Genomic DNA, 14,617 nt, shown 5'->3' on the forward strand with positions numbered 1-14,617 from the left:
CCCGTGGTCGCGGGCGTTTCCGAAGGCCTGGGCCAGCATCTGTGGATTGCCGTCCGCGCTCGTCACCTCGAACCCCGCCTTGAGAAGCTGTACGGAGTGGAAACCGGTCCCCGTGGCAACGTCCAGGACCTTGTGCGCGCCGTGCTCGCGCAAGAGGCGGATGAAAAAGTCCCCCTCGCTGCGGGCGCGTCCTTCCCAGTCGATCAACTCGTCCCACTTCTCGACGAAGGATTGGACGTATTCGGCCTGGTAGTGATTGGTGTCTCGGACCGCCAGCGGGTCGTCACCAAAGTCCTGCGCGGCATGCTCGTGTTTCATGGCACCTCCTGTCCCGCAAGCGGGGTGAGTTTGGTGGCAAAAGACGCAAGCGAGGCAAGCGTACGCCTTGCCGCCCTGTGAGCGGAGCCGCCGGTGGTGCTGGCGGCGATTCAGTCGTGTCGCCGATTTGGCATTGATTTGCCGCCATCTGCCCGCCCCCCGTGCGAGGGACTCGGCAAAGGCGCCAACGCGAGGCATTTGGCCGTCGCGGAGTCGTGCACGCGTGATTCGCGACGACCTAGTTGACCGCAGAGCGGGTCTGCGCTTCGGTTCCCGGAGATGGCCCCAGCCGGGACCACCCGAGATTGCACCAGAGTGTGCTGTTGAGTTGCGGACTTGCGGGTCCGCCGTTCAAACGCGCCGTTGGCGCGATTGGCTCGGCTTGTCGTGATCTGGCGACGCTTGATCGGACCTGATCCCACGAATCCGAGCGGCCGAGCCTCTTCGTCATACTACGCGCCTGACAGAATTTATCTACCCCGAGGTGGTTTCAGAGAACTCGCCTCGTCTGGGGGGATTGCCCTGCGATACGAACTGGCGAGACAGACGCCCACGAGTGCATGCGCGCGCGAGAAGATCGAGGGCACTGATGCCGTTGCGGTAGGGGCGGATATCCGATTGACCTGGGTTGTCGCAGTCCTATCCAGATGGCGACCATCGACGTCCGCGGTGCCTTCCATTGCGGACTCGCCCTTGGGCGCAGGCGGGCTCGGACAACGGACCCCGAGAACCAGAGACGCTTTGGGGTTCGGAATCGGCAGGCGCCGGAGCCGCGGGGGAACACCCGGGACCGTGGCTTACTATGGTTTCAGGAGTTCGCCGCGCCATGGGGAGTCGCACCACGATGCAGATCGAGCTCGGCTGGGACCTCGAGATCTCCTACCTGCGAGACCTCTTGGTCGCCTATCTGCTGGCCATCCCGGTCGCCTTCAACCGCGAGCGCGAGAGCCGCAGCGCCGGCCTGCGAACCTTTCCGTTGGTCGCCACCGGTTGCTGCGCCTATGTCCTGGTCGGCGTGGACGTCGTCGGTGACAACCCGGATGCCCTGGCAAGGGTGATCTATGGGCTCATGACCGGGATTGGCTTCATCGGGGGCGCGGCCATCGTGAAGGAAGGCGGCACCGCACACGGCACCGCCACCGCCGCCGCCATTTGGGGCACCGGGGCCATCGGCGCCGCGGTCGCCTTTCACCGCTATGAGATCGCGGTGCTGGTCGCCCTGCTCAATTTCTCGACCCTCCTGGCGTTCGGGCCCATCAAGGGACTGATACGAAACCGCCACCGTCCCCGTCGGCGAGACGACGAGCCAGATTAGGTGGGATGGACCTGCCTCCGGTCGGAGCGACGGAATTCACGCTCCTCGCGAGAAGCCCGTGCCACCAGACGCGGCGACTCGAGCAAATCAGACAGAGGTTGGCGTCAAGCATCCACCCATGCGACGGACCTTGTACCTGATCCTTTACCTCGCTCGCCTGCTTGCCGTCCTCCTGTCCCTCCCGACGCTACATGTTGAGGCTCAGGCATCCTGCCATTGGCGTCGGCCCTCCCCCTGACGGATGCAACCAGCGACGCCCATCCCGCTCCAGCAGCGTCGCAGCGGCGGCCGGTCCCCAGGAGCCCGCCGCGTATCCATGAAGCTCGTCGGGATTGGCGTGCTCCAGCCGGGAAACGACGGGATCGACGATGGCCCGGAGGACCTTGACCGTCTCATCCCGCAGAGAGCGGGCGTCGTAGTCGACGGGCGGTTCCAGCGCGACCATGCACAGCAGGCTGAGCAGATGATTCTGGAGCATGTCGCGGACCACGCCCGTCTCTTCGTACAGGGAGGGTAACAGCGAGCGCCGTGCCAGGTCGCCCGAGGCCCCGAAGATCACCATCAAGCAGGGGTCTGCCTTCGAGCTACCGTAGCCTCGGCGGCTGGCTTCGAATCTGTTGTCGGCCATGGGACCTCCAATGTTCTCGATCCGTATCTGGATGTCACGGCTGCGACTGGGCACGCCTTCTCGGTGCCACCCTGTCTACACTTGGTGCCGCTCGGGCATCCGAGCGACAAGCTCGACGAATAGGTGGTCCGCGGCGTGACATCAGCTTGGACCGTCGCCGTGGTCCGCATCCGACGAGCGGTGCTCGCCCGGTCCACCCGCGCGGCGCGTCAGATTGCGCGCGCTGTTGATCAAGGCCACGTGCGTGAAGGCCAGTGGGAAGTTGCCCATCAGCCGCCCCTGCCGCGGGTCGTACTCCTCGGAGAGCAACCCGACGTCGTTGCGCACGTCCAGCAGCCGCTCGAAGAGCCGGCGGGCATCCTGCTCACGCCCGACCATCGCCAGGTTGTCGACGAGCCAGAACGAGCACGGCAGGAAGGTCCCCTCCCCGATGCCCAACCCGTCCACCTCGGAGCCCCTGGCATAGCGCATGACAAATCCGTCCTGGGTCAGCTCGTGCTCGACGGCCTCCAGGGTGGCCCGGACCCGCGGGTCGTCGGGCGGGAGAAAGCCCACCAGGGGTACCAGCAGTAGGCTCGCGTCCAGAGCCTTGCCGCCATACTCCTGGACAAAGGCGCCGCGCTCGGGATCGACACCGCGCAAGCAGACCTCCTCGTGGATCCGGTCCCGGATGCCGGCCCAATGCCCCACCGGCCCCGAGCGGCCAAATCGCTCGACCGCCTTCACGGCGCGGTCGAATGCGACCCACGCCATGACCTTGGAATGGGTGAACTGCCGGCGCGGACCCCGAATCTCCCAGATTCCGTCGTCCGGCTCGGGCCAGGACGACTCGAGGAAGTCCAGCAGCACGCGCTGGAGCGCCCAGACCGGCTCCTCCGGCTCGACCCCGGCCCGGCGCGTCAGGTGCAGGGCGTCGAAGATCTCGCCGTAGACGTCAAGCTGGTGCTGGGAATGGGCGGCATTCCCGATGAGCACCGGTCCGATGTCCTGGTACCCGGGCAGCCAGTCCAGCCGGGTCTCGCTGAGCCTTCGCTCGCCGGCGACCCCGTAGAGGATCTGCAGATCCTCGGGCCGCCCGGCGGCCACCCGCAGCAGCCACTCCCGCCACTGGCGGGCCTCCTCCACAAAGCCGGAGATCAGGAAGGCGTACAGGGTGAAGGTGGCGTCCCGCAACCAGCAGTAACGGAAGTCGAAGTTGCGCCCGCCCGACCAGCTCTCCGGAAGCGCCATGGTGGGCGCGGCGATGATTCCGCCAGTGGGGGAGTAGGTCAGGGCCTTCAGGGTTAGCAGCGAGCGCTCCACGGCGTCGGCATAGTCGCCCTCGTAGGTCGAGCGCCGGCTCCAGTCCCGCCACCAGCCCTCGGTCATGTCGCAGGCGGACAGCGGGTCGATCGGAAGCGGCGGGGTCCGCTCGGACGGAAAGTGCGTCAGCACGAAGGAGGCGGTCTGTCCAGCGCCGACATCGAACTCGCACAGCGTCCGGAAGTCCTTTCCTTCGAGTGGAATCTGGGTACGGAGCTCGAGTGAATCGGGTCCGGCGGTTGCGATGATGCCACCATCGGCGGAATGCACCCAGGGCACGACGTCGCCATAGTCGAACCGCATGATCAGCTCCATACGCATCCCCACGCGACCGTCGAGCCCCCTGACGACCCGCACGACGTCGGAGCGACCCTCCCAATGGGGCATGCAGTCGGTGATCAACACCCGTCCGGTGTCGGTCTGCAGCTCCGTGTCCAGCACCAGGGACCCGTCGCGGTAACGGCGCGTCGTCCGTCGGACCTCATCCCGGGGGGCGATCAGCCAGCGGCCGTTCTCTGGGTCCCCGAGCAAGGCGCAGAAGCAGGCCGGCGAATCGAACCGCGGCAGGCACAGCCAGTCGAGGGAGCCGTCGCGGCCCACCAGGGCGGCGGACCGCGTGTTTCCGATCAGGGCATAGTCTTCGATTGACGGCGCCATACGACATCTCCTCTTAAGGGCACGGACACGCAATCCACGCACGTCGACGGGACGCCAACCGGGACCCGCCGTAGCTCCACTCGGCTCCCGAACGTCGTGATCAGCGAGCCCAAGGGATCGACGGGTAGTCACCAACCGGCTCGGGGGTCTGCGCGGATCCAATGCATAAGGCCGACCATGCCGCTCGACGGCATTGGACAGCCGGGCACCCACCGTCGGTGTGCGGCGCCGGCATCCAAAGCAACGCGTGCACCGGGGCATATGACCCGCTCCCTGGTTGTTTTCGCCCGAAGACGCCGGATCCATCGCCCAATGTTTCAAGACCGCGAGCCGCAGCGGCCGACTGGATGCAGTCCTCGCTGTGAAGGCCCACCGCCAGGCACACCACTCGACCGCGACTCCCGGGCTTCTGGCACAGCCGGTGCCTGCAGCACTGCAAACCCGCCCCCGAGACCGACATCATGCCCAGCGACCCGCTCCTTCCACTGGCCACCTACAGCGCCCTGGTCCTTCTCTGTGTCGGCGGTCTGCTCGGGCTGTCCTCCCTACTCGGGCAGCGCCATCGCGAGCCTGCCGCCGGCCAACCCTTCGAGTCCGGGATCGTCCATATCGGGAGCGGAAGGCTACGCATTCCGGTGCGCTTCTACCTGCTCGCGGTCATGTTCGTGATCTTCGACCTCGAGGCCATCTACGTCTTCGCCTGGGCGGTCGCGGCCCGCGAGGCGGGTTGGGCCGGCTACATCGAGATCCTGGTCTTCATCGGCGTGCTCGCCGCCGCGCTGGTCTACCTGTGGCGCGTCGGCGCCCTGGACTGGCATCGCGGCCCCGGCAAGGATGCGCGCTGACATGCGCTGGCAGCTGAGCGAGCCGGACTCCCCGGGCCGCGCGGTCGACCAAGGCGCCGGTTCAAGGCCGGCCACATCACCGGCCGCCTCCGGCTCGGCCGAGCACGCGGTGCGCCGCAACGTCGTCACGGCCCGGCTCGCCGACCTGGTCGCCTGGGGCCGCAAGCACTCCATCTGGCCCTTCAACTTCGGCCTTTCCTGCTGCTACGTGGAGATGGCGACTGCGCTCACACCGCCCCACGACCTCGCGCGCTTCGGCGCAGAGGTGATCCGCGCCACCCCGCGGGAGGCGGACCTGATCATCATCTCCGGGACCGTGTTCCGGAAGGTCGCACCGGTGATCGAGCGCCTCTACCAACAGATGATGGAGCCGCGCTGGGTCATCTCGATGGGCTCCTGCGCCAACTCCGGCGGCATGTACGACATCTACAGCGTCGTCCAGGGTGTGGACAGCTTCCTGCCCGTGGACGTCTACGTCCCGGGGTGCCCGCCGCGGCCAGAGGCCCTGCTGGAGGGACTCCTGCTCCTGCAGCAGGCGATCGGTGCGGAGCGGCGCCCGCTCTCCTGGGTCATCGGCGACCAGGGTGTGGTGCGGCCTCAGCTCGCATCCGATGAACGTGCCCGGCTCACGAGCCAGCGGGAGCGCAAGCGCGAGCAGCGCGTGGGAGCGACCCTGCTGCGGGAGCCGGAGCATGTTTGACCCCCGGCGGCCTGCGCCGCTGGACCCGGACGACGGAGCGGCTCGGCCCGATGCCTGGATACCCCCCCCGCCGGTCACGGGCGGCGACGGCCTGGCCGCGGAGCTGCGCCGCGCCTGTGGCGAGCACAGCGTCATTGCCCAGCAGCGCACGGCGGACGGCATGCCGACCCTGTGGGTCGATCGAGCCGCCCTGCCGGACCTGCTGCGACACCTGAAGGGGGGCCTCGAGCGGCCCTATCCGATGCTCTACGACCTGACCGCCGTCGACGAGCGCGCGCGGCGCCGGCCCCAGGCGGTGGAGGCCGACGGGATGCCGTCGCCCCCTTTCACGGCCGTCTACCATCTGCTCTCCCCACACCGCGATCGGGACCTGCGGCTCAAGGTGCCCCTGGACGACGCCGACCCTGCCCTACCGAGCATCCGCCCGATCTATCCGAGCGCGGATTGGTACGAGCGGGAGGTCTGGGACATGTTCGGCATCCGGTTCGACGGGCACCCCCACCTGAAGCGCATCCTGATGCCGCCCACCTGGGAGGGCCACCCCCTGCGCAAGGACCATCCGGCCCGCGCCACCGAGCTCGGGCCTTACGTGCTGACCGAGGAGCGTGAGGAGCGGGAGCAGGAGGCCCTGCGCTTCCGCCCCGAAGACTGGGGCATGCGCCGCGCCCACGCGGGCACCGACTTCATGTTCCTGAACCTGGGTCCGAACCACCCGAGCGTGCACGGCGTCTTCCGGATCGTGCTCCAGCTCGACGGCGAGGAGATCGTCGACTGCGTGCCGGAGATCGGCTTCCACCACCGGGGCGCCGAGAAGATGGGCGAGCGCCAGACCTGGCACGGCTACATCCCCTACACCGACCGCATCGACTATCTGGGTGGGGTCATGAACAACCTGCCCTATGTGCTCGCGCTCGAGCAGCTGGGGGGCATCCGGGTGCCGGAGCGGGTCGAGGTCGTCCGCGTGATGCTCTGCGAACTCTTCCGGATCACGAGCCACCTGCTGTTCCTGGGCACCATGGCCCAGGACCTGGGGCAGTTGTCCCCGGTGTTCTATGCCTTCAGCGACCGCCAGCGGGTCTACGACATCGTCGAGGCCATCACCGGCGCGCGCATGCACCCGGCCTGGTTTCGCATCGGCGGCCTGGCGCAGGACCTGCCGACGGGCTGGGACCGCCTCGTGCGCGAGCTCGTGGATCACCAGGGCGCCCGGCTCGACGAGTACGAGCGCATGGTGCTGCGCAATCGGATCTTTCGTGCCCGCACCCGCGGCATCGGCGCCTACGACACGGCCGCGGCCCTGGACTGGGGCGTCACCGGTCCAGGACTGCGGGCCACCGGCCTCGGCTGGGACCTGCGCAAGGTCCGCCCCTACAGCGGCTACGACCGCTTCGAGTTCGAGATCCCGGTAGGTGTCCGCGGCGACTGCTTCGACCGCACCGCGGTGCGCATCGAGGAGATGCGCCAGAGCCTGCGGATCGTCCGCCAGTGCCTGGAGCAGATGCCGACGGGCGAGCACAAGGCCCGTCACCCGCTGACCACGCCGCCCCTGAAGGACCAGATGCAGGCCGGCACCATGCACGACATCGAGACCCTGATCCATCACTTCGTCCAGATCGGCTGGGGCCCCGTGATCCCGGCCGGCGAGGCCTGTGTCGCGGTGGAGGCGACCAAGGGGATCAACAGCTATTACCTGACCTCCGACGGAGGCAACATGTCCTATCGCACGCGCATCCGCACGCCATCGTTTCCGCACCTGCAGATGATCCCGGCCATTGCACGCGGGCACACGGTCGCGGACTTGATCGCGATCCTCGGCAGCATCGACTTCGTGATGGCGGACGTCGATCGGTGACGGCGGCCGACCTTTCAGGAGAAGAGGTCCCCGAATGAACGCAAATGAGCGCGAATAAGGGGAGCGAGCAATGCTGAGCGAGGAGGAGCAGGAGACCCTGACCCGGGAGCTGGCCCGCTATCCCAACCGCCGGGCGGCGAGCATCGACTGTCTGATGCGGCTCCAGGAGAGCCGCGGCTGGCTGTCAGACGAGGCGCTGGCCGACCTGGCCCCGTTCCTGGGGTCGAGCGTGCACGAGCTCGATTCCCTGGCCACCTTCTACAACCGCCTGCACCGACGGCCGGTCGGGCGCCATCTGATCCGCGTCTGCGACTCGGTGAGCTGCTGGATCATGGGCAGCGACGCCTTGTGCGCCGCGCTCCGGGGGCGGCTCGGCATCGATCTCGGCGGCACCACGGCGGACGGCCGCTACACACTGTTGACGGCGCAGTGTCTCGGCGCCTGCGACCATGCGCCGGTGCTGGCGATCGACGACGAGCAGCACCTCGGCCTGGAGCCGGAGGGGCTGTCCGAACGGCTGGACCGGATCCTCGAAGGCGCCGACTGAGGCCCGCCGGCGCCGGCATCGACCTGCTCAGTCCCCGCGCAGGAGCGTCTCGATCTGTTCCACCGTCGCCGGCTTCAACAGATAGCGGTCGAAGCCCGTGAGCTGGGACGGCTCGGCGGTCTCCTGCGCGTAGCCGGTCAGGGCAACGATCCGGAACGCCTGCCCGTGGCGCTCCCGCAGCCGACGCGCGACCTCGTCTCCGCCCACATCGGGAAGCCCGATGTCGAGAAGCACCAGCTTCGGTCGAAACGACTCGACGGCCGCCGGCACCTCGGCTCCCCGGGTGAGGAGCCGCACGTCCTGCCCCATCCGCTCCAGCAGCATGACCATCGCCTCGCCGACGGCAGGATCGTCCTCGGCCACCAGGATGCGCCGCCGGGGCAACTCCGAGGAAGCAGCATGCTTCGGCGCCGCCTCGACGGACCCTGCGCTGCCGCCGGACAGCAGGGGCAGGCCCAGCGTGAACTCGCTGCCCTGGCCCGGTCCGTCACTGTGCACCTCCAGTGTGCCTCCGTGCAGCTCCGCCAGCTGCCGCGCCAGCGCCAGACCGAGGCCAAGGCCGCCTTCATCGCGATCCCGGGCCGTGGCGAGGCGGGTGAATGGCTCGAACAGCCGCGGCAGGTCTGCCGTCGCAATGCCGATGCCGGTGTCCCGGACCCGGACCAGAATCCGGTCCCCGGCGAGCTCCGCGGACAGGGCGACGGTGCCATCCTTGCCGGCGTAGCGGGCGGCGTTCACCAGCAGGTTGGTCAAGATCTGGGTTAGGCGCTCGCGGTCACCCTCCACCGGCAGCGGCGCCTGCGGCAGGTCGAGATCGAAGTGCCCGACACCCGCATCGATGGCCGAGCGCGCCTGCGCCACCGCGTCGCGGATGCTCTCGGCCAGGTCCATCGGCATCGAGCGCAGCTCCACCTGACCGCGGCTGATGCGGCTCAGATTCAGCAGGTCGTCGACCAGCCGCACCAGATGCCTTAGCTGGCGCTCGATGACCGAGACCGATTGGCGGACAGTGTCCTCGGACGTAGAGCCCATCTGCAGCGTCGCGATGGTATTGCTGATGGCGGCCAGCGGGTTGCGCAGCTCATGGCCAAGCAGCGACAGAAACCGGTTCTTCTGACGGTCGGCATCGCGCAGGGCCTCCTCGGCCTCGCGACGCTCGGTGACGTCCAGGTTCATCCCGACCCATTTGACGATGGCGCCGTGCTCATCACGGATCGGCGCGGCGTGGACGTTGGTCCAGCGCCAGCCGCCATCGGGCCCACGCAGCCGAAACTCGGCGTTGACGACGCGCCCGGCGGTCACCCCTTCGCGCCATTCGCGCTCGGCGAAGGCGCGGTCGTCGGGGTGGACCGAATCGAGCCAGCCGTCGCCGAGCAACTGCTCCAGGGTCTGCCCCGTGTACGCGCGCCAGGATGGGGAGTCGGCGACGATCGCACCGTCGGCATCGCTCTCCCAGACCGCCTGGGCGAATGCCTCCACCAGCACGCGGAAGCGCTCCTCGCTCTCGCGCAGCGCCGCGATCGCGCGCTCACGCTCGGTGGTGTCCTCGATCGCCAGCAGCACCCGCTGCAGTGAATCGACCCGCCGCGCGTTGAGCCGCATCGTGCGCGGTCCGATCTGCTCGAAGTCGTGGCTGACCCGAAAGTCCTCGAAGGCCTCGTCCTGAGGCAGCACATCCTCCAGCAGCTGGCGCAGCTCGGGGATGTCCCATTGGTCGTTGCCGAGCTCGTAGACCAGCCGTCCCGCGGTGTCCCGCTCGTCGACCCGGAAGGTTTCGTAAAAGGCGCGGTTGGCGGTCTCCACCCGCAGGTCGGCGGTGAGGATGACCAGCGGCTGGCGAACCGTGTCGACGATGCTCTCGGCATAGTGCTGCGCCACGCGCAGCTGCTGCTCGGCCCGCTTCTGCGCGGTGAAGTCCACGAAGGTGATGACGACGCCGTCGATGCGGTGGTCGGGGGTGCGGTACGGGCGCAGACGCACCAGGTACCAGCGCCCCTCGTCGGTGCTCACCTGCCTTTCCAGCGGCGCCAGCTCTTGCAGCACCCGGGCGGCGTCGGACTCCAGCTCCCCATAGTGGATCGATCGGCTCAGGTCCCCGACCGGACGCTCCAGATCGCCGGCCTTGATGCTGAACAGATCTGCCAACTGGGGCGTGAAGCGCTTGATGCACATCCCGCGATCGAGGAACAGGGTCGGGATCTCGGTGGCCACCATCAGGTTTTCGAGATCGCTGCGGGCCTGCGAGACCTCCTCCAGCTTGTTTTTGAGCTCACTGTTGACCGTCTGTAGCTCCTCGTTGATGCTCTGCAGCTCTTCCTTGCTGGTCTCCAGCTCCTCCGCCGTGGAGCGGTATTCCTCGTTCAGGGACTGGAGCTCCTCGTTGGCCGCGCGCAGCTCCTCGTTGGTGGCCTCGAACTCCTCACGGGTGGTCCGCAGGCGCGTGCGCATGGCGGCCAGCTCTTCCTTGAGCCGCCGCACCAGCGCGACGGAGGCCTCGTCGGCCTCCTCGCCGAGTGCATCGGGGCTGCCGGCCTCGCCGGCCTCGAGGAACAGCACCAGGACGAGGTGCTCCTGACCGTCGCTGGGCGCGCGCGGCTGCACCAGAACCGACACCAGGCGCGGGGTGCCGTTGAACTGCACTGGCACGAACCCCGACAGGGTGGGCTCGCCTTTCTCGAACGCGGCGTAGAGCGCCGCGCTCAGCTCGGCCTGGAGCTCCCGGCGCACGAGCAGGGTGACGTCCTGGACCAGCGGCCCCGGCGGCGGCTGCAGATAGCGTCCCGCCCGCTCCGAAAGATGGATGACCCTGCGCTGATCGTCCACCAGGACGCTGGGCGGCGCCAGCTCCTCGAGCAGGATCTGGTGCAAGACCGGGAGGGCCGGCGGCTTGCGCTCGGCGCGCAGCTGCTCGACCGGAAGGTGGTCCCTCAGCGGCATGCCCGACAGTATGTCCGGCAGCAGCGGGAACGGATGCCCGGCCATCTCGCGCGCCTGATAGATGTGATGCGACTTGTCGAGCACGCGAAAGTAATCGCCCTCGGCATGCTCCGAGATGCCGAGGAACAGGTAACCCCCCGGGCTCAGGGCATATCGGAAGATGCCGAAGACCTTCTCCTGCATCTCGCGGTCCAGATAGATCAGCAGGTTGCGACATGAGATCAGGTCCTGCCGCGCGAAGGGCGGATCGCGCAGCAGGTCGTGGCGGGCAAACAGCACCGCGTCGCGCAGCTCCCGGCCGACACGGTAGTGGTCGTCTTCGCGCGCGAAGAACCGGCTCAGACGCTCGGCGCTGACATCGGCCTCGATGGAAAGCGTATAGCGGCCCTCGCGGGCGATGGAGAGCGCGCGCTCATCGAGATCGCTGGCGAAGAGCTGCACCTCCCGAGACCTCGTCCGACGCGCCTCCTCCTCCAGCAGCAGCATCGCCAGTGTATAGGCCTCTTCACCAGTGGCGCAGCCCGGCACCCACACCCGCAGGAGGTCGCCCGGCGATTCGTCGTCGAAGAGCTTCGCGATCACCTGCCGGCGCAGGGCGTCCCAGGATGCCCCATCGCGGAAGAAGGTGGTGACCGAGATCAGCATGTCCCGAAACAGGCTCGGTGCCTCGTCGGCCTGGTCCTTCAGGAACGCGTAATACCGGTCGAGCGTCTCCAGGCCGTGGACCTGCATGCGGCGGACAACGCGGCGCAGCACCGTGCTGCGCTTGTAATGCGAGAAGTCGTGCCCGGTCCGGGCGTTCAGATAGACGATGATGCGCCCGAGCACGGCCTGCTCGTCGGCCTCCAGCGCCTCGGGCACGGCCACGCGTCTCCGGATGATGTCCCCGCCCCGGAGCAGGTCGCAGAGCCGGGCCGCGAGCTCCCGCACCGGCAGCACCAGGTCGGCGATGCCGGTCGCGATGGCCGCCCGCGGCATGCCGTCGAAGCCGGCCTCGGTCGGGTCCTGCACCAGGATCACGCCCCCCTCGTCCTTGACCGCCTTGATGCCGAGTGCGCCATCGGAGCCGCCCCCGGACAGGATGACGGCGAAGCCGTTGCCGCGATGCTCGGCCAGGGAACGGAACAGCAGGTCCACCGAGGCCCGACGCTCCGCCGCATGCTCAAAGGGCTCTGCGCTGATCTGGGCGTCGGTCAGCTCGAGGCGTCGGTCCGGTGGGATCACGTAGACATGATCCCGCTCCAAGGCAACGCGCCCGCTCACCTCGGCGACGGGCATCCGAGTCTGCCGGCCGAGGATCGAAGCCAGCTCGCTGTGATGCTCGGGGGCCAGATGCATGACGACGACGAAGGCCGCCCCGGGCGCGTCCGGTAGCGTCGAGAAGAAGGTGGTCAGCGCCTCGAGACCCCCGGCGGAGGCACCGATGGCGACGACGGGGGATGCGTCGTCCTCGTGATTCCTCTCCTTCACTCCCATTTCTGCTGTCCCTCCGCATCGCATTTGATTGCAGGATGGTCAGCCGAGCCGGCAACGGCCCGAACCTTTGCGGGGCAAGCCGGTCGCGGCAGCTCTCGCCGGCCAGATTAGCTTTTCAGCCATACCACCTTGGTCAAGCCGCCGCAAGAGACTCCGAGCTCGGCGCGAGCCAGGTTCCTGTACCGCTGCAGGGCCCATTTTCGCCTATGGCTCACCGGCGCCAAGCGGCGATCGCAGCGTTGGAGGGTCAAATGACCCGCACCCGGTCCAATGTGACCCAGCCCGTTTGCCGCATCAACGCCAGAGGGTGTGTGGGCGTGGCCTCATCATCGTGGCGCCGGTGTCGGAATTGGGCCTACGACCCTGGGGGTTCGTCAGGTCGATAGGATCAGGCGTTGATCCACTTCAGGGCCTCGTCTCGCTGGTCCCGGGAGAAATGCCGCACCTCGATGGCGGGCAAGGGGTCGCCGATCTTCGCCAGCGAGGCCATCCAGCCCGGATCGGCGACGATGGCCTCACGTTCGACCTCGGTCCTTTCGATTGGGCCCCGGATGCGCAGGCCCAGCACCTGCTCGCTGGGTCCAGTGGGAATCATCTCGATCATTGGTCGCTCCTCGCCTCTCGGCGCCGCCGTGCTCGCCGGCAGGGTGGGGACCCCGCGGCTTGCGGATGAGCCTGACCAGGCACGACGCACCCGAATTGCCGGTCATCGGGCCGGTCGGCCGTCGGACGGGGCACGGCGGCGATGCCGGCAGGCCGCTCTTCACCGGGGGCGGGGGATATCCACCGGACTGGTGGATTTGGGCCTCCCCGGCGACGGCGGCGGGTGCGGCGATTCAGATCCGCTGGGTCTTCGCGTTGACGAGCAACCCCTCGCGTCGATCGCCGATCGCCGATCGCTGACGGCTCATTGCAGATCAACGAAACGGCAACCGAGCACGAGCCCCAGATCCCTCTGCCGATACCGATTCGCCCCCCACCCAGCGGCAGCAAATGCCCTCGCCCGCTCCCTTCTGACGGGTTTCGCCGAAACCACGGCCGATCACACCGTTCAGGGTCAATGGCACAGAAATTGGAGCAATTAGTGGAGCCCGAGCCCCTGACTGGGCCCGTGACCCCAAAAATAGAAAGTCTACCCAAGCGGCAATCGCAATCCCGGTTGCACAACCGAGGCGCAACACTACCGCCCTGAGGAGGGGACCATGCAGATCGTCGGCCGCGTCTTCCTGATCATCCTGATTCTGGTGCTCGCCATCGCGACACTGATCGGTCTCGCCTATCTCTTCAATGACTTCCTCGTCGACCTCTGGTGGTTCGACGCCTTGGGCTACCAGGGCTACTTCTGGCTACGCCAGGGCTATCAATATCTGGTGCTCGTCCTCGTCACGCTGTTCTTCTTCGGCATCTTCTTCTTCAATTTCTGGATCGGAGCGAAGCATCTCGGCGTCGGCCCCCCTCCTTCGATCCCTGCGGATCCGCACGATCGGCTGCTTTGGAGCCGGAGCCTACGGCATTTCCAAAGTCGGTCCCTGGTCCTCTATCTGCCACTGTCACTGGCGCTGGCCGTCCTCATCGCCCTGCCGCTGTACGCTCATTGGGAGACCGCGCTGCTGTACTTCGCGGCACCGAGCTCCGGCGTCAGCGATCCGGTCTTCGGAAACGACATCAGCTGGTACCTCTTCTCGCTGCCGGTCTACACGCTGGTTCTGCGCGAGGTCCTGCTGGCCTTCGGGATCGTGCTGCTCGGCTTGATTCTGCTCTACGAGCTGGAGCGGCGTATCGTCCCGGAGCGCGAGCGCCAGCTGCGCCGAGGCGCCAAGATCCATCTGAACAGCGTCATGCTGCTGCTGTTCCTGATCGCCGCGGGCTATTTCGTGCTGGAGCGCAATCGCCTGCTCTCTTCGGACAATCACCTGCCGCTGTTCTATGGACCCGGTTACGTCGAGATGCACATCGCCTTGCCGTTGATCTGGGCCTCCATCGTCCTGCTCGCCGCACTCGCGCTGCTGTTCGTCGTGTTCGTCAATACCCGGAAGGGCC

At 67.6% G+C, this 14,617-nt stretch carries 10 protein-coding genes and 1 pseudogene; 6 read left to right on the top strand and 5 right to left on the bottom strand.

What is annotated here, in order from left to right:
* Positions 1–318, bottom strand: a 318-nt coding sequence (locus tag LJE61_RS11940; RefSeq protein WP_367114917.1) for a class I SAM-dependent methyltransferase, incomplete at its 3' end; no start/stop codon positions are given.
* 826 nt (positions 319–1,144) lie between these two features.
* On the opposite strand from LJE61_RS11940, the gene LJE61_RS11945 reads away from it, so the two are divergent.
* Positions 1,145–1,633: an MgtC/SapB family protein gene (locus tag LJE61_RS11945; RefSeq protein ID WP_296918495.1), complete on the top strand. Its 489-nt coding sequence runs from the start codon at positions 1,145–1,147 to the stop codon at positions 1,631–1,633.
* Positions 1,634–1,820: 187 nt separating this feature from the next.
* Here the strand turns inward: LJE61_RS11945 and LJE61_RS11950 are convergent, their stop codons facing one another.
* Positions 1,821–2,261: a hypothetical protein gene (locus tag LJE61_RS11950; protein WP_296918496.1), complete on the bottom strand. Its 441-nt coding sequence runs from the start codon at positions 2,259–2,261 to the stop codon at positions 1,821–1,823.
* A gap of 141 nt (positions 2,262–2,402) precedes the next feature.
* Positions 2,403–4,220, bottom strand: a complete 1,818-nt coding sequence (locus tag LJE61_RS11955; RefSeq protein WP_296918497.1) for a glycoside hydrolase family 15 protein — start codon at positions 4,218–4,220, stop codon at positions 2,403–2,405.
* A gap of 461 nt (positions 4,221–4,681) precedes the next feature.
* Here LJE61_RS11955 and LJE61_RS11960 point away from each other — a divergent pair, with 461 nt between their 5' ends.
* The 4 genes and pseudogenes from LJE61_RS11960 (at position 4,682) to nuoE (ending at position 8,164) form a co-directional block, all read left to right on the top strand.
* Positions 4,682–5,065, top strand: a complete 384-nt coding sequence (locus LJE61_RS11960) for an NADH-quinone oxidoreductase subunit A (protein ID WP_296918498.1) — start codon at positions 4,682–4,684, stop codon at positions 5,063–5,065.
* Positions 5,066–5,165: 100 nt separating this feature from the next.
* A pseudogene (locus tag LJE61_RS15390) lies at positions 5,166–5,615 on the top strand (NADH-quinone oxidoreductase subunit B); the annotation flags it as partial.
* 142 nt (positions 5,616–5,757) lie between these two features.
* On the top strand, positions 5,758–7,617 hold the full coding sequence (gene nuoC, locus LJE61_RS11970) for an NADH-quinone oxidoreductase subunit C/D (protein WP_296918500.1): 1,860 nt from the start codon (positions 5,758–5,760) through the stop codon (positions 7,615–7,617).
* A gap of 70 nt (positions 7,618–7,687) precedes the next feature.
* Entirely contained in the window at positions 7,688–8,164 is a 477-nt protein-coding gene (gene nuoE, locus LJE61_RS11975) for an NADH-quinone oxidoreductase subunit NuoE (protein ID WP_296918501.1), read from the top strand.
* 27 nt (positions 8,165–8,191) lie between these two features.
* Here the strand turns inward: nuoE and LJE61_RS11980 are convergent, their stop codons facing one another.
* Positions 8,192–12,571: a chemotaxis protein CheB gene (locus tag LJE61_RS11980; RefSeq protein WP_296918502.1), complete on the bottom strand. Its 4,380-nt coding sequence runs from the start codon at positions 12,569–12,571 to the stop codon at positions 8,192–8,194.
* 394 nt (positions 12,572–12,965) lie between these two features.
* Positions 12,966–13,181 (bottom strand): SpoIIAA family protein, encoded by a 216-nt coding sequence (locus tag LJE61_RS11985; RefSeq protein ID WP_296918503.1) that lies wholly within the window; start codon positions 13,179–13,181, stop codon positions 12,966–12,968.
* 598 nt (positions 13,182–13,779) lie between these two features.
* On the opposite strand from LJE61_RS11985, the gene LJE61_RS11990 reads away from it, so the two are divergent.
* A partial coding sequence (locus LJE61_RS11990; RefSeq protein ID WP_296918504.1) for a UPF0182 family protein occupies positions 13,780–14,617 on the top strand: 838 nt, incomplete at its 3' end.

It is taken from the genome of Thiocapsa sp. (assembly GCF_022340925.1).
Taxonomy (GTDB): domain Bacteria; phylum Pseudomonadota; class Gammaproteobacteria; order Chromatiales; family Chromatiaceae; genus Thiocapsa.